Origin of the sequence: Panacibacter microcysteis (assembly GCF_015831355.1) — a bacterium.
GTDB classification, from domain to species: Bacteria; Bacteroidota; Bacteroidia; order Chitinophagales; family Chitinophagaceae; genus Panacibacter; species Panacibacter microcysteis.
Window position 1 is genome coordinate 79,785 of sequence record NZ_JADWYR010000003.1, and the last position, 23,675, is coordinate 103,459.

General features: G+C 43.5%; 24 protein-coding genes. 22 read left to right on the top strand and 2 right to left on the bottom strand.

Features of this window, described 5'->3' with window-relative positions:
- Nucleotides 1–123 precede the first annotated feature (123 nt).
- The 8 genes from I5907_RS19725 (at nt 124) to I5907_RS19760 (ending at nt 8,735) form a co-directional block, all read left to right on the top strand.
- Nucleotides 124–1,332 carry a molybdopterin molybdotransferase MoeA gene (locus tag I5907_RS19725; protein ID WP_196992575.1) on the top strand — a complete coding sequence of 403 codons (1,209 nt, stop codon included), beginning with the start codon at nt 124–126 and terminating at the stop codon, nt 1,330–1,332.
- 99 nt (nt 1,333–1,431) lie between these two features.
- Nucleotides 1,432–1,908 (top strand): cyclic pyranopterin monophosphate synthase MoaC, encoded by a 477-nt coding sequence (moaC, locus tag I5907_RS19730; RefSeq protein WP_196992576.1) that lies wholly within the window; start codon nt 1,432–1,434, stop codon nt 1,906–1,908.
- The gene (locus tag I5907_RS19735) at nt 1,889–3,043 is read left to right on the top strand and encodes an NTP transferase domain-containing protein (RefSeq protein ID WP_196992577.1); all 1,155 of its coding nucleotides are present in this window, start codon (nt 1,889–1,891) and stop codon (nt 3,041–3,043) included. Before moaC ends, I5907_RS19735 begins: the two co-directional genes overlap by 20 nt.
- Nucleotides 3,043–4,101, top strand: a complete 1,059-nt coding sequence (locus I5907_RS19740) for a ThiF family adenylyltransferase (RefSeq protein ID WP_196992578.1) — start codon at nt 3,043–3,045, stop codon at nt 4,099–4,101. Before I5907_RS19735 ends, I5907_RS19740 begins: the two co-directional genes overlap by 1 nt.
- 4 nt (nt 4,102–4,105) lie before the next feature.
- Complete coding sequence (locus I5907_RS19745) at nt 4,106–5,266, top strand: acyltransferase family protein (protein WP_196992579.1); 1,161 nt, start codon at nt 4,106–4,108, stop codon at nt 5,264–5,266.
- A 38-nt stretch (nt 5,267–5,304) separates the two neighbouring features.
- Nucleotides 5,305–6,471, top strand: coding sequence for a DNA polymerase IV (gene dinB / locus I5907_RS19750; protein ID WP_196992580.1), 1,167 nt, complete (start codon nt 5,305–5,307; stop codon nt 6,469–6,471).
- Between the two features lie 139 nt (nt 6,472–6,610).
- Complete coding sequence (locus I5907_RS19755; RefSeq protein WP_196992581.1) at nt 6,611–7,249, top strand: peroxiredoxin; 639 nt, start codon at nt 6,611–6,613, stop codon at nt 7,247–7,249.
- A gap of 241 nt (nt 7,250–7,490) precedes the next feature.
- A complete protein-coding gene (locus I5907_RS19760) occupies nt 7,491–8,735 on the top strand; it encodes a glycoside hydrolase family 172 protein (RefSeq protein WP_196992582.1) in 1,245 nt (414 codons plus the stop codon).
- On the opposite strand, the gene I5907_RS19765 is transcribed toward I5907_RS19760, so the two are convergent.
- Nucleotides 8,736–9,767, bottom strand: a complete 1,032-nt coding sequence (locus tag I5907_RS19765; RefSeq protein WP_196992583.1) for a GntR family transcriptional regulator — start codon at nt 9,765–9,767, stop codon at nt 8,736–8,738.
- Between the two features lie 164 nt (nt 9,768–9,931).
- On the opposite strand from I5907_RS19765, the gene I5907_RS19770 reads away from it, so the two are divergent.
- From I5907_RS19770 to I5907_RS19825, 12 genes are all read left to right on the top strand, one after another.
- Nucleotides 9,932–10,423, top strand: coding sequence for a hypothetical protein (locus I5907_RS19770; RefSeq protein ID WP_196992584.1), 492 nt, complete (start codon nt 9,932–9,934; stop codon nt 10,421–10,423).
- A 9-nt stretch (nt 10,424–10,432) separates the two neighbouring features.
- Complete coding sequence (locus I5907_RS19775; protein ID WP_196992585.1) at nt 10,433–11,347, top strand: hypothetical protein; 915 nt, start codon at nt 10,433–10,435, stop codon at nt 11,345–11,347.
- Between the two features lie 5 nt (nt 11,348–11,352).
- Nucleotides 11,353–12,498, top strand: a complete 1,146-nt coding sequence (gene darB, locus I5907_RS19780; protein WP_196992586.1) for a dialkylresorcinol biosynthesis protein DarB — start codon at nt 11,353–11,355, stop codon at nt 12,496–12,498.
- A gap of 179 nt (nt 12,499–12,677) precedes the next feature.
- Entirely contained in the window at nt 12,678–13,085 is a 408-nt protein-coding gene (DarG, locus tag I5907_RS19785; RefSeq protein WP_196992587.1) for a flexirubin biosynthesis protein DarG, read from the top strand.
- Nucleotides 13,075–14,091: a BtrH-related acyltransferase DarH gene (gene darH, locus I5907_RS19790; protein WP_196992588.1), complete on the top strand. Its 1,017-nt coding sequence runs from the start codon at nt 13,075–13,077 to the stop codon at nt 14,089–14,091. The genes DarG and darH overlap by 11 nt, the downstream gene beginning before the upstream one ends.
- Nucleotides 14,088–14,828, top strand: a complete 741-nt coding sequence (locus I5907_RS19795; RefSeq protein ID WP_196992589.1) for an ABC transporter ATP-binding protein — start codon at nt 14,088–14,090, stop codon at nt 14,826–14,828. Before darH ends, I5907_RS19795 begins: the two co-directional genes overlap by 4 nt.
- Before the next feature lie 259 nt (nt 14,829–15,087).
- Nucleotides 15,088–16,368 (top strand): ABC transporter permease, encoded by a 1,281-nt coding sequence (locus I5907_RS19800; RefSeq protein ID WP_196992590.1) that lies wholly within the window; start codon nt 15,088–15,090, stop codon nt 16,366–16,368.
- Nucleotides 16,369–16,635, top strand: coding sequence for a phosphopantetheine-binding protein (locus tag I5907_RS19805; protein ID WP_346266798.1), 267 nt, complete (start codon nt 16,369–16,371; stop codon nt 16,633–16,635).
- A gap of 9 nt (nt 16,636–16,644) precedes the next feature.
- Nucleotides 16,645–17,832 (top strand): beta-ketoacyl-[acyl-carrier-protein] synthase family protein, encoded by a 1,188-nt coding sequence (locus tag I5907_RS19810; protein WP_196992591.1) that lies wholly within the window; start codon nt 16,645–16,647, stop codon nt 17,830–17,832.
- A 96-nt stretch (nt 17,833–17,928) separates the two neighbouring features.
- Nucleotides 17,929–18,963, top strand: a complete 1,035-nt coding sequence (locus tag I5907_RS19815; RefSeq protein WP_196992592.1) for a beta-ketoacyl synthase chain length factor — start codon at nt 17,929–17,931, stop codon at nt 18,961–18,963.
- 165 nt (nt 18,964–19,128) lie between these two features.
- Nucleotides 19,129–19,716, top strand: a complete 588-nt coding sequence (locus I5907_RS19820; protein WP_196992593.1) for a hypothetical protein — start codon at nt 19,129–19,131, stop codon at nt 19,714–19,716.
- Nucleotides 19,717–19,771: 55 nt separating this feature from the next.
- Entirely contained in the window at nt 19,772–21,175 is a 1,404-nt protein-coding gene (locus tag I5907_RS19825) for a cation:proton antiporter domain-containing protein (protein WP_196992594.1), read from the top strand.
- 17 nt (nt 21,176–21,192) lie between these two features.
- Here I5907_RS19825 and I5907_RS19830 read toward each other — a convergent pair whose 3' ends face one another.
- Nucleotides 21,193–21,672, bottom strand: a complete 480-nt coding sequence (locus I5907_RS19830) for an ApeI family dehydratase (protein WP_196992595.1) — start codon at nt 21,670–21,672, stop codon at nt 21,193–21,195.
- Nucleotides 21,673–21,765: 93 nt separating this feature from the next.
- On the opposite strand from I5907_RS19830, the gene tsaD reads away from it, so the two are divergent.
- Together tsaD and I5907_RS19840 are read left to right on the top strand one after the other, a co-directional pair.
- Entirely contained in the window at nt 21,766–22,845 is a 1,080-nt protein-coding gene (tsaD, locus tag I5907_RS19835) for a tRNA (adenosine(37)-N6)-threonylcarbamoyltransferase complex transferase subunit TsaD (RefSeq protein ID WP_196992596.1), read from the top strand.
- 11 nt (nt 22,846–22,856) lie between these two features.
- The gene (locus I5907_RS19840) at nt 22,857–23,663 is read left to right on the top strand and encodes a 5'-nucleotidase, lipoprotein e(P4) family (RefSeq protein WP_196992597.1); all 807 of its coding nucleotides are present in this window, start codon (nt 22,857–22,859) and stop codon (nt 23,661–23,663) included.
- The last annotated feature ends 12 nt before the right edge of the window (nt 23,664–23,675 follow it).

The window sequence follows — 23,675 nt, forward strand, 5'->3', positions numbered from 1 at the left end:
CAGGCTATGCATGAGGCACCTGTTGCGTCGCACACTTGTACTGTAAAGCTTTATTCGGCAGCTTAACGCAGGGTCTGCGCATCTTTGTTACAGCCTGCTATTGTATAAGTAATAAATTTGGTAATGGTTACAGTTAAGCAGGCAGAAGAAATAATACTTGCACAAAGAAGAGATTACGGTACAGAACAATTGCACTTTGAAAATGCCATTGGTCGTGTACTGGCAGAAAACATAACAGCCGATCGCGATCTTCCGCCATACAACCGCGTTACAATGGATGGTATTGCCATACAGTTTAAGGCATACCAGGAAGGGCGCCGCGTATTCAGAATAGCAGGTACGCAGGCAGCAGGAGAAAAGCCAGTTGAATTGAACGACGCGGCAGACTGTGTAGAGATCATGACCGGTGCTGCATTGCCTGCAACTACCGATACGGTCGTCCGCTATGAAGATTTAATACTGGCTGATGGTTTTGCCACAATTACAACAGAAACAGTAACAAAAAATCAGAGCATACATTTTAAAGGAAAGGATAAGCATCTGCATGATGTTGTTGTGGAAGCTAACCAGTTGATAACACCGGCTGTAATTCAGATGGCCGCAGCTGTTGGTAAAAACTTTTTACAGGTTAAAAAACTGCCGAAAGTAGTGGTCATTTCTTCGGGCGATGAATTGGTTGAAGTAAATGAAACGCCCACGCCATACCAGGTAAGAAAATCAAACAACTATACCATTAAGGCTTCATTGCAGCAATACGGTATTGATGCTGTTATGCTGCACATACCAGATGATGCAACTATAACCGCGCAGGTAATAGCCGATTCTTTGCTGCAATACGATGTAATTATTTTAAGTGGCGGTGTATCTGAAGGCAAGTTTGATTATATACCAAAGGCTTTGTCTGCATGCGGTGTAGACAAACTGTTTCACAAAGTGCAGCAGCGGCCCGGCAAACCGTTTTGGTTTGGTACGCATAGCAAGGGCGTGCTTGTATTTGCATTTCCAGGTAACCCTGTTTCAACGTTTATGTGTTTACACCGTTATTTCGTTTTGTGGCTGCAGCATAACCTGCTTATTGCAAAGCCGGCTATGTACGCACGACTGGATACTGAATTTACATTTAAGCCCGCCCTGCAATATTTTTTGCAGGTGCATTTGCGGTTGGATGAACAAGGAATATTGTTGGCCACACCTGTTGAAGGAAACGGATCAGGGGATTTTGCCAATCTTATTTCAACAGATGCATTTATGGAACTTCCGCTGGAACAGGATAAATTTACCAAAGGAACTACGTACAGGATATGGCCATTTGCCCTGGCGGGTAAATGGTGAAATGCAGCAGCTTTCACCGTGCTGAATAATGGACCAAACGTACAAGTGAGTGACACAACAAAAGCTTAATAGTAGCAATACAGCCAAGTACAAAATTATATGAGCGATTTTACACATATTGACGAGAAGGGTAAAGTAAAGATGGTTGACGTGGGTGAAAAAGTTATTTCATTACGCGTGGCAAAGGCGCAGAGCATCGTGTATCTGCCACAGGAAGTGCTTGTGAAAATGGTTGATGGCGATATACAAACGAAGAAAGGATCTGTATTTCAGACAGCGGTTATTGCAGGCATTATGGCTGCAAAGAAAACCGGTGAACTGATTCCTTTGTGCCACCCGCTGGGACTTGAAAAATGCGACATCAGTATTCACGTGAATGAGTCAAACGAATTAGTGATCGAGTGCGTAACAGGTATTAGCGCAAAGACTGGTGTGGAAATGGAAGCATTGACGGGCGCAAGTGTTGCAGCACTAACGGTTTACGATATGTGTAAGGCATTGAGCCATGATATTGTGATTAAGGAAACAAAGCTCATGGAAAAAACAGGAGGGAAGAATGATTTCAAAAGATCATAAAAAGCATGCAGCTATTGCAAGGCCGGCCATCGGAAACTTTAACCGTAATGAGTATGCTGTTTTGGGCACAACCTGCGCAAACGTGCAGGCATTATGTAATACAATTATAAAGGCGCTTTCTGCAAAATACAAGTGTGCCTACGCAGATGCAGACCATAAAGACAAAATTGCTGCACTGCAGTCTCAACAAAGTTTTATAGAGTATACAGACAAGATTTCGTATAAAGAATTTCGCTACCAGCAGGAGCCGGACAAGTTTCAGCTACGCCAATTGTTTAATGATGCTGATCTTGTACTTGTAAACGGGAACCACTACGAAGCTGCAAAACAGATAGTGGTGATTGATAAGATGAAAGAGGCGTCGTTACTGAAGCGTGTATCTCAATTAAGCAATGTACAACTGATACTGCTGCATGAAAACGCCGATGGCATTTTCGATTTTATAAAAGAAGCTGTTCCCCACTGGCAGCAACTGCCTTTACTGGCTCTGAAAGAAGCGCAAAACATTACTGAATTTTTCGAAAAGCAACAGGAAAAAAATAAACCGTTGTTAAAGGGCCTGGTGCTGGCAGGTGGCAGGAGTGAGCGAATGGGATTCGACAAAACCGTGATAGCATGGCATGGAAAGGAACAACGAACCTATATGGCGGACCTGATGCGGCCTGTTTGCAACAGTGTTTTTATTTCATGCCGGCAGGAGCAGGTTGAGAACGTGAACAGCTATCCTGCCATTGCCGATAGCTTTACAGGTCTCGGACCCTTTGGTGCGATACTTTCTGCCTTTCGGGAAGATCCCGATGCTGCCTGGCTGGTGGTAGCTTCAGACCTTCCGTTGCTGGATAGTGATATGTTGAATTACCTCGTTCAGTACAGGGACGCTTCAAAGGTTGCCACCACATTTGAAAGTCCGCACGATGGTTTTCCTGAACCATTGATTACCATTTGGGAGCCCAAAGCTTACCCGCTATTGTTGTCGTTTCTTGGCCAGGGTTATTCATGCCCGAGAAAAGTACTGCGTAATGCCGATATAAAAATGATCAAGGCACCGCAACCGCTAAAGCTGATGAATGTAAACACAGAAGCCGAATTGCTGGAAGCAAAAAAAGTAATGGACAATAAAACTGCACTTACCTGATGAATGCAGAACTGCTAAGATATAGCTGCCAGATAAACCTGCCTGGTTTTACAGAAACCGCGCAGCAAAAACTTAAGGATGCAAGCGTGTTGATTGTTGGTGCAGGCGGCCTGGGTTGCCCTTCTGCACAGTACCTTGCTGCTGCCGGTGTGGGTCGTATTTTTATTGCCGATGATGACGTGGTTTCTATTGGTAACCTGCACAGGCAAATTTTATATACACCCGGAGAGGTAGGAAAAAAGAAAGCCGTCATTGCAGCGGCAAAATTGCAGCAACAAAATCCACAGGTAGTTATTACTCCGCTGGATGTACGTATCACTTCTGATAATGCGGCAGCAATCATCAGCAATGTTGATATTGTATTGGATGGTACAGATAATTTCGATACCCGCTACCTGCTCAACGATGCCTGCGTTATCTTACACAAGCCACTTGTTTATGGAGCCATTTATCAGTATGAAGGACAGGTTGCTGTGTGGAATGTGCTCAATGCAGATGGCACACGCACGCCACACTACAGGGACGTGTTTCCTGAAGTGGATGCAGCGCAGATACCAAATTGTGCTGAAGGCGGTGTTATACCAACGCTGGCAGGTATTATTGGTTGTATGCAGGCCAACGAAGCAATAAAATTTATAACAGGAACAGGAGAAATACTGGCTGGCAAAATACTGGTATTTGATGCGCAGAGTATGCAGAGCCGTGTTATAAAAATTGGAAACACCAGTAAAACATTTGTAAACGAGTTACCCGAAACGTTTATGGTGCCCCTTATTTCGATAGCAGCAGCAAAAACAGCGATCGATACAGAAACGCACCTGTTGATTGATGTGCGCACACAGGAAGAACGAGATAAATTTACCATTGGAGGGTTGCATTTTCCGGTAGCTATACTGGATGACCGTATTACAGAAATTCCACAGGATAAACCCATCATTTTTTACTGCCAGTCAGGTAAAAGGAGTGCGGAAGCTGTAAAGAAAATGAAGAAGCAAGCTGGTGCATGTGAAGTTTATTCTCTGGATGGAGGTATGAAAGCATGGATGGAAAACTTATAACGGCATGAATGAACAACCTGCAGTATACTTTAAAGGACTACATGGCCTTCGGTTCTTTGCAGCGTTCTTTGTAATCATAGCTCATGCATCCACATTCATCACTACATCATCTCACCCAAACATTACAGATTTCAGAGGCTGGTCATTGTTTGATAATGGCAGCCGTGCAGTGGATTTCTTTTTTGTATTGAGCGGGTTTCTCATCACCTCCCTGTTATTGCAGGAGCACCGTAGTACCGGTACAATAAGTGTCAAAAAATTTTACATCAGAAGAATACTGCGCATATGGCCATTGTATTACCTGGTTATATGCATTGCCTTTGCCATTTTCCCATTTTTATCTGCAGTTTTTAATCTGTCAGCTGATCCTGGCCTGGGATGGCCACAGTTGTTATTGTTCCTGTTTATGTTGCCCAATACCACGTTTATGTTTGGCCCACAGGTGCTTCTCTCGCCGCTATGGTCTATTGGTGTTGAAGAACAGTTTTACCTGCTTATAGCGCCGGTAATAAAATTCAGAAAGAAAAGGCTTGCAGCTATTTTCTTTGCGGTTATCGTTAGCAAGCTTATACTCAACCTGCTTGCTGATCACTTTTTTGCAGGCACACATGTAAGAAGCTTTTTGCTTGGTCTTCGTTTTGAAGTGATCAGTATCGGTTGCCTGGGTGCATTGCTGCTGCAAAGCAGGTATAAACGTTTGCTACAGCCGCTCTTTGGTTATGCCATGCAGGCATTAATGTTCTGTATACTTTTCAGTGCCCTGTTTTTTAACAAAGAACTCGAACACTCGTCGAACAGTATAGTGGCAGCATTATCCTTCCTGTTATTCAGCAGTATTTACAATGGTGTTTTGATGGGCATAATTTTTTTATATGTACTGCTGTGCGTGTCTGTAAATAATAAAAGCTTCTTAAATACAGAGGGCAAAGTATTAAATAAACTCGGCAATATTTCCTACGGTATGTATATGTTTCATGTAATGACCTCCTTTGTGGTAGCGGCAGTAATGAAACATTTTTTCCTGCATGTTTCAACATGGATGGCAACGGTCATGTATTATGTACTTTGTGTTGCAGGTACAATGGCAGTGGCTTTTTTATCATATACTTTTTTTGAACGACGTTTTCTTTTGTTAAAAAAGCGTTTTGAGCAGCCACACGTATAACCACAACACACTGCAAACTTTTTTACCTTCGCCCTGTAATGAAAAAGCCACAACGCTATATTGCTCACTTTGATCTTGATTCTTTTTTTGTAAGCGTTGAAGTATTGAATAACCCGGAACTGAAGGATAAACCTGTAATTGTAGGTGGCAGCCGGGAACGTGGTGTGGTAGCCGCATGCAGTTATGCGGCAAGAAAATTTGGTGTACACTCTGCTATGCCAATGAAAAAAGCTTTGCAGCTTTGCCCGCAGGCAATACTGGTGCGTGGTTCAAGAGGTGATTACAGCCGTTACTCTCGCTGGGTTACAGAAATTATTGCTGCTAAAGCACCACTGTTTGAAAAAGCCAGTATTGATGAGTTTTACATTGATCTTACAGGGATGGATAAATATTTCGACCCTTACCAGTGGACGATTGATTTAAGACAGGAAATTATTGCAAAGACCAAATTGCCCATTTCTTTTGGTTTGTCAGCCAATAAACTGGTTTCTAAAATTGCCACTGATGAAGCCAAGCCCAACGGCTACCTGTTTGTACAACCCGGTAAAGAACGGGAGTTCCTGGCGCCATTACCGGTAAATAAAATTCCGGGTGTGGGAGAGAGTACCCATATCGCTTTAAAAGAACTGGGTATAAAACTGATTGGGGACATTACGAAACATACCGCGGATGAACTTGAAAAAAAACTCGGTAAATGGGGCAGAGACCTCTGGCAAAAAGCCCATGGCATTCACTTTGGAGAAGTACATGCTTACCACGAAGCAAAATCAATTTCTACGGAAAATACCTTTGAGTCAAATACCAATAACACCGACTTTTTGCTGAGTGAACTGGTACGCATGACCGAGCGGGTGGGCTACGAGCTAAGGCAGGATGAAAAACTTACCGGTTGTATAGCGGTTAAGATCCGCTACCCGGATTTCGAAACAACTTCCAGGCAAACGACCATCAATTATACCTTGCGCGATGATGAGCTTATTCTTGCCGCCAAAGATCTCTTTCATAAACTTTACCGCAAAGGCCAGCCGGTACGGCTGCTGGGTGTGCGGTTAAGCGAGCTTACCAACCATGCCGTACAGGCAAGCCTTTTTGATGACGGTGAAAAGAAGAACAATCTTTACAAAGCCATTGATGATGTAAAGAACAAGTTTGGCAAAACATTTATTCAAAAAGGAAGAACGGTGCGCAAAGAGAAAGAAGACTGAGCATTGCCCAATAGTATTACCGGCCGTACAAGTGAGTGACACAACCAAAGCTGCATAGTAGCAATGCAGCTCATTAACAAAAAAATATTAGTCTACTTAATTGGTAGGCTATATATTTGCAATCCTAAAATCACAGACTATGAGTTTACGTTTAGGCGATGAAGCGCCAAATTTCCAGGCAAAAACAACAGCGGGTGATATAGACTTTTACGAATATCTTGGCAATAGCTGGGGCATTTTATTTTCTCACCCTGCAGACTATACGCCGGTTTGTACTACTGAGCTGGGCCGTACCGCGTTATTGAATGAAGAGTTTGCAAAGCGCAATGTAAAAGTGCTTGCGGTAAGTGTAGATGCACTCGACAGCCATTTTGGATGGGTGAAAGATATCAATGAAACACAGCATTGCGATGTAACGTTCCCGATCATTGCCGACGAAGACCGTAAGGTTGCTACGTTGTATGACATGATCCATCCCAATGCTTCTGCAACTGCTACAGTTCGTTCGTTATTTGTGATAGGTCCAGATAAAAAGATTAAATTAACCATTACATACCCGGCCTCTACCGGCCGCAATTTTCATGAGGTATTGCGTGTAATAGAATCATTGCAGTTAACCGCACAGCACAGCGTTGCAACGCCGGCTAACTGGGAGCATGGAGAGGATGTAATTGTTGTACCTGCGGTAAGCACAGAAGATGCCATCAAAAAGTTTCCCAAAGGTGTAAAAGTGGTTAAGCCATACCTGCGTTATACACCACAACCAAATATTGATTAATCAGTAATTGTTTTGTTATACAAGCCCGGTTTTTACAGCCGGGTTTTTTATTTTGCGTAACCAGCACAGTTGAAGATAACAGCAAAGTATTTTTATGAAGCCGGCTGCATTGCTACTATTGGGCTTTGCTTGCGTCGCACTCTTGTACGGTAGCAGCAATATGCAGCATGGTGCACCACGCTGCAACGGCACAAACATCCAAACAAGCCATCTTCTTTACTTAGCAAAAAACTGTTGTTTTATGCCCACTCAACGCCATACTGCTGTTCGTAAAATCATACTTCCCGTAATTATCGTGTTGCTTTTTGCAGGCTGTAAAGACCAGGCTGCAAGCCGGCATAGCGGAAGTTTATATGAGTATGATGAAAATGTAAGTACACGTTGGAGCAGCCCCGAAAACCTCAATGGTGTGCCTGGTGCAGGCGGCAAAGAAAACAACACAGCAAAGGGCCACGCGTTTGATACGATTGCTGCAGGCGCAGTATACAAATTGCTCGATGTAAAAGACATGGGCATCATCAATCGAATGTGGATCACGATCAATGACCGCAGCCCGGAAATGTTGCGCTCGTTAAAACTCGAAATGTATTGGGATGGCGCAGATAAGCCCGCCGTAAGTGTGCCTTTTGGCGATTTCTTTGGTGTTGGGCTGGGGCAAACAACCGCCTTCCAAAATGTATTATTTGCAAATGCAGAAGGCAGGTCTTTTCAGTGTTTTATACAAATGCCATTTAAAAGCGGCGCAAGAATTCAGGTGGTAAACGAATCGTCTAAAACATTAGGTCTTTTCTTTTTTGATGTTAATTACAGCCTGCTAAAAACATGGAACAATGAGAACATGTATTTTCATGCGTACTGGAAAAGAGATACCGCAACAAAGCTTGGAGAAGACTACGAAATACTGCCAAAAGTAACAGGTAAAGGTAGGTTTCTTGGTGCCAATATCGGCGTTGCGGCCAATAAAGCTTACCGCAAATCCTGGTTTGGCGAAGGGGAAGTAAAAATTTACCTCGATGAAGATGGCGCATATCCAACACTCAACGGTACAGGCACAGAAGATTATATTGGAACAGGCTGGGGGCAGGGTAAGTTTATCAACAATTACGCAGGCTGCAGTGTGGCAGATGATTCATTGCTGCAATGGGCATTTTACCGTTACCATATTCCAGACCCCGTATTTTTTAAAACTGCCTGTCGCGTAACCATGCAGCAGATTGGTGGCGATGCAACGGACAGCGTGGCCGCTTACCAGCAGGAAGGCGCCGCCATTTTACCCATTACAACAGCCGGGGAAAAAGGCTTTAAAATGTTTTACCGGAAAGATAGTGTGGCAAGATTGTCTGCAGACTCGTATAAAGGCTGGACGAATTTCTACCGCTCAGATGATGTTTCTGCGGTTGCATATTTTTACCTGGATCAACCAGGCAGCAACCTGCAGGCTCTACAACCTGTTGCCATACGTACCACTGCCCTAAGGCACCGTTGATTATAGTGAGGCGCGCTTGTTAAGGTAAAAAGGGGTGGCAAAATGTTCGGTAGATTTTGTAAGAATTAATTCAGCAGCTTTAGCGCCCATTGCATGAAAATCTGTGGAGATGGTTGTTATGCCATCCAGTATAATTTTTTTCAGTGGTGTTTCATTATAGGAAATAACACCCACCTGTTTTCCAACTTCCAGTGATGTTTCGAGAATTTTTTCCACCAGTACAACCAGGTCGTGTTCCATTAAAGTTATATAGGCTTCGCCTTCCGCAATGTCGTTCCTGTTCAGGTCTGCCACTACATCATAATTAAAAGCATGTTGGTTGCAAAACCTGTAGAAGCCCTGTAATATCTGCCGCGGGTGGTATGTGTACTCCGGGAAGATTATTTTAATGGTGTTGTATTTGCTTAGTTCCTCCACTGCCTGTTCCAGTGCACTGTATATATCTTTTTCAAAATCTTCATATACGGCCGCGTAACTTCCTTCTACACCGGGAATAGTCTGGTCCAGTAACAGCAATTTTTCTTTTGGTATGGTATTAATGATCTCATGCGCGTTTTCACCACCTTCTAAAAAATGCGGCACTATTACGTAGTTGGTGTAATCGTCTCTCTTGTTGGTCAGCAGTTTTCTAAACAATGCAAAGTCGTTGTTGTAGATGTAAAAATCAATCACAGCATCTTCGCCGATGCTTTCAACAAAGGCATCGTAAATGATTTTCTTGTGTGTACTTAATTTATTAAACAGCAGGAATATCTTAATGGGCTGTTGTACATCGGTCTTCAAAATGAAATAGCCTTTACCCGGCACAGAACCGATGATCCCAAGTTTTTTCAAATGTCGGTAAGCCTTTTCAGCGGTATCTCTCGATATATCCAGTTCAAAGCTCAGGTCGTTAATTGAAGGCAACACATAATCTTTAAGTAGTTTTTTTTCTTCAATGGCTTTTATAATAGAATTGGTCAACTGCAGGTATTTTGGTGTAACTGCATATTCATCTATGGCAATAAGCCGGTATATATTTTCAGATGCCATTGCTTAGTTAGTGGCTAATATTATTCCTGTAATGTTACAAAATATATATTCAGGCCGTAAATAATATCAATACACTCAGCTGAAATACCAGTGTAAATGTTGGGTAAACCAATTGCATGCTATTTTTTTAATGCTATCATTATCTTTGATTCAATTCATGGTATATGAAACAATGGAAATTTTCCGGTAAGCTGTTTATGATTACCTGTACACTCGTGTTGCTCGCTCTGGGCAGCCTGGCGCAGGTAAACCGCGGCCAGTTTTACAAGGCAATGGCATCTGCCAGCGTAGAAGAAGTAGATCAGCAGATTGCTGTGGTCAGGCAGTCAGCAGGTGCCGATAAAGACGCGTATGAAGGTGCCCTGCTCATGAAAAAAGCAGACCTGCTGAAAGCAAAAAAAGACAAACTGAAAGTATTTAAAGAAGGTCGCGAAAAACTGGAAAAGATGATTGCGGCCTCATCAAAAAACGCAGAATTCAGGTTTTTGAGATTGCAGATACAGGAAAATGCACCAAAAATATTGGGTTATAAGAAAAACCTGGATGATGATAAAAGCATCATATTGGTGTCGTATAAAAATCTTTCCGAAGACCTGAGGCAGGCTATTCTCGATTACAGCAAACAATCGGCTATTTTAAAGCCGGCAGATCTATAATTTCAGCAAATGAGCAAAAAGATATTAGCCCTCTATTATACCCAAAGTGGCCAGCTTGAAGAAATAACCAACAATTTTACAAAGCCACTAAAAGAAGCAGGCCATACGGTAGAAACACATAGGGTAAGGCTGGTAAATGAATATCCCTTCCCGTGGAAAACTGCTCCTGTATTTTTTGATGCAATGCCCGAAAGCGTCCAGGGCATTCCGCAGCAATTGCAACCGCTCCAACTAAATGAATCATCATACGACCTGGTCATCTTTGCTTACCAGCCCTGGTTTTTGTCGCCCAGTATTCCGGCAACATCCATGCTGCATGATGAAAGAATAACAGCAGTGCTGAAAAATACCCCGGTTATCACACTTATCGGGTCACGTAATATGTGGTTAAATGCCCAGGAAAAACTAAAGAAATTGTTACAGGCTGCGGGTGCTCACCTGGTGGGTAATGTAGCGCTGGCAGACCGTGGCAATAACCAGTTGGGTGTATTAACTATCTTTCACTGGATGCTGAATGGAAAAAAAGAACGTAAATGGGGCATTTTACCCATGCCCGGCGTGGCACAAAAGGATATAGATCATGTAGAGGCGTTTGGTGCTGTGGTTGCGCCATATGTTTCCAAAGGCTCTTACCACCGTATGCAAGAGGCACTTGTGCAGGCTAAAGCAGTAGAAATCAGGTACAATCTTATGTACATAGAATCAAAGGCAGGAATAATGTTTAAGGTGTGGAGCAGGCTCATTTACGGTTCAAAAAAAAGGAAAGCGTTACTTGTTGCATTCAAATATTATCTTTTAATTGCGCTTTTTGTTGCGGCACCAATTATATTACTCATTCATAGTATTCTTGTGCGCCCTTTTCTGTACAGCAGAACCAAAAGAAAATTTGAGTATTTTTTAGGTGTGAATTATAACAAGGAGTAACCAACATGTCTTTTAACGAAGTTTACATTGTTAATACAGCGCATTTCTTTCCTAACGATCCGGTTTCCAACGATGAAATGGAGGAATACCTCGGGTATATCAATAACAAACCTTCCAAATCAAAGCGCATTGTACTGCGCAACAATGGTATAAAAAGAAGATTTTACGCACTTTCAAAAGGCGGCAAACCTACCCATACCAATGCCCAGATAACGGCCGAGGCTATAAGGCTGTTGTTTAAAGATGATCCCGGCGGATTGAAGCACCTGGAATTATTAAGCTGCGGCACTTCATCTCCAGACCAGATCATGCCTTCCCATGCATGCATGGTGCACGGCTGGTTGCCCGATTCAAATGCCGTAGAAGTAGTCTCGCCATCGGGTGTGTGTTGCGCAGGTATGCATGCATACAAGTATGCATTCATGTCTGTTAAACTTGGCAATGTGCACAAAGCAATTGCAACAGGTTCAGAAAGGTTTTCAGCTTCCATCCGTTCCGATGTTTTTGAAGATGAAGTTCAGAAACTGATCGATCTCGAAGAAAACCCCTATATCAGCTTTGATAAAGATTTTTTACGCTGGATGTTGTCTGACGGTGCATGCGCCTTTCACATGTCTGATACGCCCAACAAAGATGGCATCAGCTTGCGGATAGATTGGGTAGACGGTGTATCCTATGCCAATGAAATGGACCCCTGCATGTATGCCGGCAGCGAAAAAGAAGCTGGTAAACTAAAAGGGTACCTCGACTATACACCCGATGAACTAATGCAGAAATCTGTGCTTAGTATAAAGCAGGACGTAAAACTGCTGAGCGAGAATATCGTGCCGCTTGGTGGCCGCGGTTTAAAAGATGTCTGCGAAAAGCATGGCTTTAATGTAGAAGATGTCGATCACTTTTTACCACACATGTCCAGCGAATTTTTCAAACAAAAAATATACGACCGGCTCAATGAAATAGGTATGCATATTCCATGGGAAAAATGGCGCACCTGTCTCAGCGAGATCGGTAATGTGGGTGCCGGTTACATCTACCTGGCGCTCGACCAGTTATTCCACAGCGGCGATTTGCAGAAAGGCCAGAAGATATTATTACTTGTTCCGGAAAGTTCACGCTTCTCTTACATGTACAGCCTGCTTACCGTAGTGTAAATTTTTTGTGAGCCCGGCTGTTGTTCTTTGGGCATCGCCTGTTGCGTCGCACTCTTGTACTGGCAGATCAATAATGGGCAATGAACAACACCCGCTCTGCCATACATTTGCTCAGCGGGTTCAACAGAGCAACATTAACCTGCAAACAGGTTAATCTCACCACTTAAAAACTTTGTAACATGAACAAAGCAAATGTTCCCCAGGATTTAGGTGCACTTGGCAAACTTACCACCGAGGTTTATTACGTTACAGACGAACATGGCAAATATGTTACCGGGCTCAGCAATGGCTGGAAGATAAAATCAGATGCGCTTGATGTAGCATGGCAGGATATCGAACAAAAGATCAACGCAGCAAGAAAGAAGGTAGAAAACAACGAAGCCAGCCCCATTCTCTTTTTCATGGAACTGCGTGTTATGGACCTCTCTATCTTATCAGCTTACACAGGTTTCTGGAAATGGACCATCAAGAGGCACATGAAACCCGCTGTTTTCAAAAAATTATCGCACGATAAATTACAACGCTACGCAGACGTTTTTGAGGTAAGTGTAGAGCAACTTAAAACCATGAATGCGCATGAAGCTTAATTTCGGGCACCAACAGGCAGCGCATTGTGAGAATGGCGTTACCCGCAATTTACTCAAACATGCAGGGGTAGATTTTATTACAGAACCACTTGCATTCGGTATAGGGTCAGGCTTATTTTATATACACCTGCCTTTTATGAAAGTAAATAATGGCCCGGCCATTTCCTTTCGTACACAACCCGGTTTAATCTTCAAAAGAACCGCAAAATCGCTTGGCATCAATATCATCCGCAAAAAGTTTTCTTCCAAAGAAGAAGCCCGGCAAGCGCTTGATGAATGTTTGCAGCAAGGCCAGCCTGCAGGTTGCCAGGTAGGTGTGTATTACCTTACTTACTTCCCCAAAGAATACCGCTTTCATTTTAATGCACACAACCTCGTAGTGTTTGGTAAGGAAGAAGACAACTACCTTATCAGCGATCCTATTATGGAATACGTTACACAACTCAGCAGTTATGAGCTGGAGCGGGTACGTTTTGCAAAAGGGTTTCTTGCACCAAAGGGCCAGTTGTATTACCCTGAGCGTGCCAAAGAAATAACAGTTGCACAAATACAACAAGCCATAAGAAAAGGTATAAAGCTCAACATAAGAGATATGCTGCACATACCCGGCAGTTTTGCAGGCGTAAGCGGTATTGCTTATACAGGCAGGAAGATTAAGAAATGGCGCGATAAAATGGGCGTACAAAAAGCCGGCAGTTACCTGGCGCAACTGGTACGTATGCAGGAAGAGATCGGTACAGGCGGCGGCGGTTTCCGTTTTTTATACGGTGCCTTTCTGCAGGAAGCCCACCAATATTTTCCATTCGATGAGCTGCTTGATATCTCAAAGCAGTTTACGCAGGCCGGCGACGAGTGGCGCAATGCCGCTGTGCAGGCTTCCGGTATTTACAAAGGCCGTATTACCAGCCAGGCAGATTTTAATATTATGGGTGATTACCTTATCGCCATTTCGGCCATGGAAAAAAAGGCATTCCAGGACCTTGCAAAAATAAAATTCAATGCATGAGTGCTGCAATAGACATCAGTGATGTAAGCTTTGCCTACCCCGGTTACCCGCCAGTTATTGCCAACCTGCATCTTACCATTCAGCAGGGCGAACGCTTTGGTCTGTTTGGCCCAAACGGAGCAGGCAAAACAACCCTCATGCAACTGATGACAGGCCTGTTGGCTTACAAAAAAGGTTCCATTCATTTACTGGGCAATAAAATACAGCGGCAAAACAAAAAAGCCAATAATCTTTTCGGTTTTGTGCCACAGGATTTTTCATTTTATCATGAGCTTAGCCCCAAAGAAAACCTTTCATTCTTTGGCGCATGGGCCGGTTTAACAAAGCCTGAAATACAACGCAGGAGTGCACACCTGTTGCAGGTGCTGGGTTTGGAAGATGTGAGCGATAAACCCGTACAAAAATTTTCCGGCGGTATGAAGAGAAGGGTAAATCTTGCTATTGGCGTTATTCACCAGCCTAAAGTCTTGTTTTTAGACGAGCCAACAGTTGGCGTTGATGTGCAGAGCCGCCATGCCATCATTAATTACCTGAAAGAATTAAACAGGGAAGGCAGTACACTGGTGTACACATCGCACCAGTTAAATGAAGCAGAAGACCTCTGTACCAGGATAGCATTGTTTGATGAAGGCAGGATCATTGCGCACGATACACTACCCAACCTGATGGCAGCACACCAGCAAGACGGGTTGGAAGGCTTGTTCCTTCATCTTACCGGTAAAACATACAGGGATTAATTTTTTAGTAACCGGCATTTGTACTTTGTGGCATCGCCTGTTGTGTCACTCACTTGTACGCTTGGTTCTTTATGCAGCTATGGGCAGCGTTATGCATGCAGCAGGTTGCTGGCAGCAACTCCGCATAGCACCGGTCATGCCTGCACTGCAGTACAAGAGTGCGACGCAAGGGACGATCAGTAAAGCGTTGCTGCCGGGTACATAAACTTACTTTGGCCTGTTACAAAAACATATTCATTTCCAAACACGGTTAACAAGCATGTACAAACTTTTAGCGACCATTAAAAAAGACCTGCTTATTCTTTCGAGGGATAAGGTTGGTTTGCTTGTAATGTTTGCAATGCCCATATTGCTGGCAGTGGTAATAACCAGTGTGCAAAACAGTACGTTTGAACTGGTAAATGACAATAAGATCGGTATGCTGTTATGTAACAGGGACACCGGCGATGCGGGCAGGCAGTTAAGCGCTGCCATACATCGTTTCGGTATGTTTAACATCGACAGTGTTGCGGCCGGTTTAACAGACGAGCAAATAAAAAACACCATGCACGACAAAGATGCATTGGTGGCTATTATTATACCGCCCGGGTTTGATGCAAAGCTTTCGGACAAAGCAGCGTATGTGGCTTCCAAAGCATTGAATGACCTTGGTGTAAGTGAAGACAGTGCCGGCAAAACAACACTGCATGTAACACCCGTTACATTTTACTATCATCCTGTTTTGCAAACAGCTTTCAGGCAGTCTATACAAGGCACTTTGAGGAGCGCATTGCAGATAGTGGAAAATAAAAAGATACTGCAAACCATTTACAGTTCCCTGAATGATGCAGCAGTACCCGATTCGCTGGAAAATGAAATGATCAACAACCGCGTGGAGGTAAATGAAATACCTGTCTCGAGAGATGGCAGCAGGAATATACCCAATGCTTCACAGCACAATATTCCTGCATGGACCATCTTTGCAATGTTCTTTATTGTTATTTCCCTTGGCGGTGCTGTGGTAAGGGAAAAGCAGAATGGCAGTTTTGCCCGGTTAAAAACATTGCCCACGAGTTACCTGGTTTCATTATTATCCAAACAAATAACCTACACTGCTGTAACCATTTTACAGGCCGCTGTTATTTTTTCAATCGGTGTTTGGATATTTCCGCTGCTAGGGTTACCACCACTCAATATTCCTGGAGATGTTTTGGGTTTGTTGCTTGTAACGTTTACCTGTGGCTGGTGCGCCGCGGGGTATGCAATCTGTATTGGAGTATTTGCCGAAACACAGGAGCAGGCCAATGGCTTTGGTGCAGTATCAGTAGTGTTGCTTGCTGCTATTGGCGGCATTATGATACCTTCTTTTGTAATGCCCGCTTCGTTTAAAATACTCATGAACATTTCCCCGCTGCACTGGTGTATAGAAGCTTACTACGGCTTGTTCCTGGAGGGCGGAAAATTAAGTGACATTATAACGAATATTTTATCTTTATTTGCCATAACGGTCTTTATACAGTTGCTGACTGTGTGGGGCCTGAAGCGAAAAAATCTTATCTAAATGACAATGGAAACAGGTGTTTTGAAAGAGCAGCTAAAACAACAGATCGTTCAGTTTTTGAATCTCAGCGTTACCCCGGCAGATATCAAAGATGATGAGCCGCTCTTTGGTGAAGGGTTAGGACTTGATTCTATTGATTCCATTGAATTGATTGTTTTGCTTTCCCGTGAATATGGTATTGAAATAAAAGACCCCAAAGAAGGGCGCAAAATATTAACCGATATCAATACCATGGTTGACTATATCGAAAAACACAGAACAAAATAACTTTCTCATTTGAGCCGCATTGTTGTTACCGGAATAGGCGTTATAAGTGCTGTTGGCAATACTGTTGACGCAAACAGGACGGCACTTGTAAATGGTCAGTGTGGTATAACTCCGCTCCGGAATATTGACACACGGTTTGCCGGTCTTATGCCATTTGGCGAAATAAAAACAACAACTGGTACACTAAAAGAACAGCTTCATGCAAGTGAACCTGGTGTTACACGAACCATGTTACTATCATTGCATGCGTTTAACGAAGCAGTAGCAGACAGCGGTTTGCCTGCATCGGACATCAGTTCTTTGAATACTGCTTTTATCAGTGGCAATACTGTTGGCGGCATGTGCCTTACAGATGAATTGTATGCCGATACCCGAAGCACAGCAAATGGTACTGAATACATGACCTCTTACGATGCTGCTTCTGTTGGCATCTATGTGCAGGACAGGTACAGGATGAATGGCATCACAGATACATTCAATACCGCATGTTCGTCATCTGCCAACGCAATCATGTACGGCGCCAAACTTATACAGCACGGTTTTGCAAAGAGAGCAATTGTTGGCGGTGCAGACACCCTGGCAAAATTTACCATCAACGGGTTTAATGCACTGCGCATATTAAGCGACGACATTTGCAGGCCATTCGACAAAGACCGCAAGGGACTTAACCTGGGCGAAGGATCAGCTTATATTGTGCTGGAGAAAGAAGCAGATGCCGCGGGTAAAACTATTTACGCGGTGTTGCAAGGCTATGGCAATGCAAATGATGCATATCACCCTTCGTCCTTATCTGCTGAGGGCGATGGCCCCGTGGCTGCCATGTATGCAGCCTTGTCAAAAGCAAATCTTTCCCCGGGCGATATTGATTTTATTAATGCACACGGCACTGCTACCGAAAACAATGATGAGGTGGAAAGTGTGGCAATGAAAAAAGTATTTGGCCACGTACCCGCATTTGCTTCTACCAAAGGCTATACGGGCCATACGCTCGGTGCTGCCGGTGCCATAGAGGCTGTGTATAGTATTTTATCACTGCACAACCAGGAGCTTTACCCTGCATTGCATTTTAGAGAAGCGATTGCTGCAACAGGTTTAATACCGGTGCAGTATTATCAAAAAAAGCATTTGCAACATGTAATGAGTAATTCTTTTGGTTTTGGTGGTAATTGTACATCACTCATTTTTTCGAAGTATTAGTTAAGATACCGGCAGCGGTTTTTCATGGCATCGCCTGTTGCGTCGCAATCCGTTCATCTGTAGCATATATGGCATCAATGCGCAAATAATCACACCATGCTTTATATACACCAGTCATCCTGTATATCTCCGCAGCAAACATTTGGCAATGTTGATATAGAGCATCTGTATACTACCGGCGATAACAAACTGAAGGTAATAGAACCCGCTTACAAAAACATTCCGCCCGGGGTACTGCGCCGCATGAGCCGGAATGTAAAAATCGGTATAGCGGCAGCTTTGCCATTACTGGAGCATACATTTGTTGATGGCATTATTATAGGAACCGCCAATGGCGGTATGGAAGAAAGTGTAAGATTTCTTAACCAGATGGTAGAATACCAGGAAGGCTTGCTTACACCCGGAGATTTTGTGCAAAGCACCGCCAATGCAGTGGCATCGCAGATCAGTTTAATGACCAGCAATAAAAGCTATAACAGCACGCATGTACATCGCGGGTTTTCTTTTGAAAATGCTTTGCTGGATGCTGCCATGCTTGTAAAAGAAAATCCCGGCAAAAATTTCATGGTAGGTGGTGTAGATGTTATATCACCATACAACTACAATGTTGATGTACTGGCAGGTTGTTTCAGGAAAGAAAATATCTCCAGCGATGCACTATACGATGGCAGCGAAACCGGTACGATTGCCGGAGAAGGTGCAGCTATGTTCGTGGTAAACGATAATGCAAACAACGCGGCAGTAAGAATTGCCGCCTTTGATTTTTTTCATACCGGCAACACTGGAATACTTGAAGAGCGGCTGTATAATTTTTTGCAGGCGCACAATGTGGATATTCGATCAACGCTTTTACTCAGCGGTGATGAAGGTGATGAACGTACGGCACTGCTTTATAACAAAGCTGTCGCCGTCTGCAACGCGCCTGTAGTAGCACGTTTCAAACATATGACGGGCGATTATGCAACGGCATCGGCCGTAGCGGTGTGGCTTGCTGCACAAATACTGCAGGCAGAAACTATTCCGCAGCATATGCTGCGGCATGGCGCATGGTGGCACGGTTGTACAAACGTTTTAATCTATAACGCCTACCGGCAGTGGCAGCATAGTATAATACTGGTAAGTAAAATATAATGCTACCTGCATTAAACCGGCTGCTGTACGCTGAAGAAGATGGCACATGCAGAATAGAGATTCATTTGTACAAGTGTGCGACGCAACCGGGGCTACATAGCAGCAATGCAGCCGGGCTCCCAAAAAAAGCAGCCTTTAATTTAAACCAAGAATAAACAATCAATCATGAAAATTTTATCAGCGCTGGCAGGTATCAGCTTAATGATAGCTACTGCCGGCAGCGCAACTGCGCAAAGACTAAAACTTATTGAGGGCAGTTTAGATGCCATTCAATCTGAAACGAGTTTAAATTTTGATTTTTCTTACGACAATATGAGTGTGGGAAAATTTGATAAAGAAGCAGACTATGTGGCTAAGAAAACAGCAGAGTACAACAACAAAGAAGATGGCAGGGGAGACCGCTGGGCAAAAGCATGGGTAGATGACCGCAAAGATAAATTTGAACCGAAATTTATTGAACTGTTTACCGAGTACAGTGAAAAATCACAAAGCAGGAATGCAAAGTATACACTGATCTTTAAAACAACGTTTACTGAGCCTGGCTTTAACGTAGGCGTAATGCGTAAAAATGCAGTCATAGATGGCGAAGTATGGATCGTTGAAACTGCAAACCCATCCAACATTATAGCAAAAATATCTGTTGAAAAAGCTTTGGGAAGAACATTTGGTGGTTACGATTTTGATACCGGTGGCCGTATTATGGAAGCCTATGCAGATGCAGGAAAAGCGCTTGGTAAGTTTGTAAAAAAATAAACAACACTTTCTAAAACAGGTTGCAAAAGCAACCTGTTTTTTTATCTTCATAGCCATGAAAAAAAATGCTGTATTGTTTTTTTATGTTGGTATGCTACTCGTTTTTGCACTGGCTGCATATTATATTATACAGCATGGCCGCCTGCTGGAAGCAGGGAATAAAAACACGAATGTAACAGTTGCTGGTACCTATGCAGCATTTAGAGACTCATTCATCAACAGTGCCGGCCTTGCCTTGCCGGTGCTGTTGTTACAAATTATCGTGATTGTAACGGCAGTGAGAATTTTTGGCTGGCTCTTCAGCAAAATTGGTCAGCCCGCGGTAGTAGGAGAAATTGTAGCCGGCGTGGTACTCGGTCCATCAGTACTCGGTGCATGTATGCCCGATGTTTCACAATTTGTTTTTCCGGCTTCATCAATGGGTAATCTGCAGTTCATCAGCCAGGTTGGTTTGATCCTGTTCATGTTTGTAATAGGCCTCGAGCTGGATATCAGCATCATCCGCAGGCAGGCCAGGTCTGCCATCGTTATCAGCCATGCAAGTATTATTATACCATATGCACTGGGTATGTGCCTGGCATTGTTCATGTATAAGGCTTATTCACCAGCAGGCATTTCATTTTTATCTTTTGCATTGTTTATGGGCATTGCCATGAGTATAACCGCATTCCCGGTGCTGGCAAGAATTATCAAAGAACGCAATCTTAGCAAAACAGACCTTGGTGTAATGGCCATTACATGCGCCGCTTCAGACGATGTAACAGCGTGGTGCATTCTGGCAGCACTAATTGCTATAGTAAAGGCAGATAATTCGGTAAACATTTTGTTTACAATCGGGCTTGTGGCTGCCTATATCGTTTTGATGGTAGCGGTGGTAAGACCGCTGCTAAAAAAACTCGGCAGTTTGTATATAAAGAGAGAAGTTATCAACAGGTCGATGATGGCCATCGTTTTCATGGTTATGTTGCTCTCTGCTTACCTCACAGAACTTATAGGTGTACATGCACTGTTTGGTGCTTTTGTGGCAGGGGTCATTATGCCCGCAGAAATAAACTTCAGGCAAACCATTATTGATAAAATAGAAGATGTAAGCCTTGTGCTGCTGCTGCCACTGTTTTTTGTGTTTACCGGTTTGCGTACACAGGTTGGGTTGCTAAACGACGGTGATCTCTGGATCACTTTTATGTGGATTGTACTGGTAGCGGTAGCAGGTAAATTTGGCGGCAGCATGGTTGCAGCCCGGGTTACAGGACAAACATGGAAAAACAGTTTGTCAATCGGCGCACTGATGAACACACGCGGTTTAATGGAACTTGTTGTGCTGAATATTGGTTACGATCTTGGTATCCTGTCCCCGCAGGTTTTTGCTATGATGGTATTGATGGCACTGATCACTACGTTCATGACCAACCCTGCACTCAACCTCATCAACTATTTAATGCCTGAAAAAAACCGGTAGCGTGGTAAAAGTCATTTCTACAAAACAGTAAACTGTGCCTTCATTTTAAAACACGTAGCCGCAGTATTTGTAATGGTTGCGTTTACATCAACCATATTTTCGGCCACTTTGTATTTTACTTCTATTGTGGCAATATTGTTCTCCGCCGGGTTAATAACAGAGAGAAATTTTAGCTGGTCCGCCTTTGCCAGCAGCAATTTTTTGTCAACCGCTTTTTCAGTCAGTTCTTTTACCATCTGGGTCATGCAAACACCGGGTACCACAGGCGTTCCGGGAAAGTGCCCGTTGAACACTTCATGCAACTTGTTGATTGCAACCGTAGCTTTTACAGTTTCTGATTCGTTACTAAACGCTTCAATGGTATAGAAATTTTTTTCGATAAGCATGGTAAAAACATTTATGAGCCCGGCATTGGTAGTGGTGGCATCGCTTGTTGCGTCGCACGCTTCAACTGCAGCAAATTTGCCGGGCAAACCCGAAGATCGAAGCGAAGCCATGTGTTACCACGGCGGCAAATTAGTCATTTAGTAACTATAATACAAAGTGTATTACTACAACTACTTAATATTATTTTTGTTGCTGTGAACAGCATGAACGAACAGCAGGCTACTGCAAAAAAAACGGTGAAGGATATACGCATACTGGCAATCGAATCTTCGTGCGATGAAACGTCTGCCGCTGTATGTATCAATGGTAAAATATTGTCCAATTTTATCGCTAATCAAACAGTACATGAGAAATATGGCGGTGTAGTGCCCGAGCTTGCCAGCCGTGCACATATGCAAAACATTGTACCGGTAGCAGATGCCGCAATAAAGGCTGCTGCAGCCAAAATTGCACAGGCACCGGGGGTTGGTCATCCGGCATTCTCCCTGCAGGATATTGATGCGATAGCCTTTACACAGTCGCCCGGGCTTATTGGCAGCCTGTTGGTAGGGGTACAGTTTGCCAAATCACTGGCACTGGCACTGGATAAGCCGCTTATAGCAGTACACCATATGCAGGCGCATGTATTGGCCAATTTAATTGCTGAACCAAAGCCGGACTTCCCGTTTTTATGTTTAACCGTTAGTGGCGGCCATACACAAATTGTGCTGGCAAATTCTCCGTACGATCTTAAAGTTATCGGCGAAACAATTGATGATGCCGCAGGTGAAGCCTTTGATAAGAGCGCCAAACTACTGGGTTTACCTTACCCAGGCGGCCCGCTGGTAGATAAATACGCCAAAGAAGGCAACCCGCTTGCATTTAAATTTGCCGAGCCGCAGATACCCGAACTCAATTTTTCATTCAGTGGTTTAAAAACATCGGTACTGTATTTTTTGCAGGCACGTAAAAAAGAAGATGAACATTTTATCGAAAAGCATATGCCTGATCTGTGTGCTTCTGTTCAGTACACGATCATTAACATATTGCTGAAAAAATTAAAGAAAGCGGTAAAAGAAACAGGTGTAAAAAATGTTTGTATAGCAGGGGGTGTAAGTGCCAACAGCGGTTTGCGTACGGCATTGGCAGAAACGGGTAAAAAACATGGCTGGCAAACATTTATACCTGCATTTGAATATTGTACTGATAATGCTGCGATGATCGCAATAACGGCCTATTACAAGTTTTTAAACAACGACTTCGCGTCGCTTGATGCAAGCCCTGCAGCAAGAGCCGAATGGTAAAACAAACATCTATGAATATCCGGAACTCTGTTTTATTAATATGCATCATCTTTACCGCCTGTGTATCTCAAAAAGCACCATCCACCGCCGCACCGTCAATTCCTGTACAAAGCAACCTCGTTGCCGATGGAAAGCTGTTTACCGCCATGTACCAGCAAAAGGCCGCGGAGTATAAGGCACTTTGTTTCCAGGCTTACAACATAGCGCAACTCCGGCTAGATCAGTTTCTAACAAAGCAGTATACAAAACCATTGGCTATTGTTACAGATATTGATGAAACCGTATTAGACAATAGCCCATATGCAGTAAAGCAGGGCCTGGCGGGTGAAACATTCGATGAAAAGTCATGGAATGAATGGACCTCATTGGCAAACGCAGATACCGTTCCCGGTGCCTGTACTTTTTTCAGGTATGCTGCATCAAAAAAGGTAGAAGTGTTTTATGTAACCAACCGCGCTGAAAGTGACCGGCCACAAACATTGAAAAACCTGCAGCGTTACAACTTTCCCAATGCAGATGATCAACACCTGCTGTTGCTTACCAATACATCCAGCAAAGAGCCCAGAAGGCAAAGCATTTTGCAGACCCATGAAATAGTTATGCTTTGTGGCGACAACCTTGCAGATCTTAGTGTGCTGTATGATGACAAAAAGTTTGACAGCCGGCTGAAAAATACACAAATCCTTGCTGCGGAATTTGGCAACCGGTTTATCGTATTGCCTAACCCTAACTATGGTGACTGGGAAAATGCTTTTTACAACCTTGATAAATCGATGTCAAAAGATTCCATCATCAGGAGCAGGCTGATTGTTTATTGAAATCGCAAACTA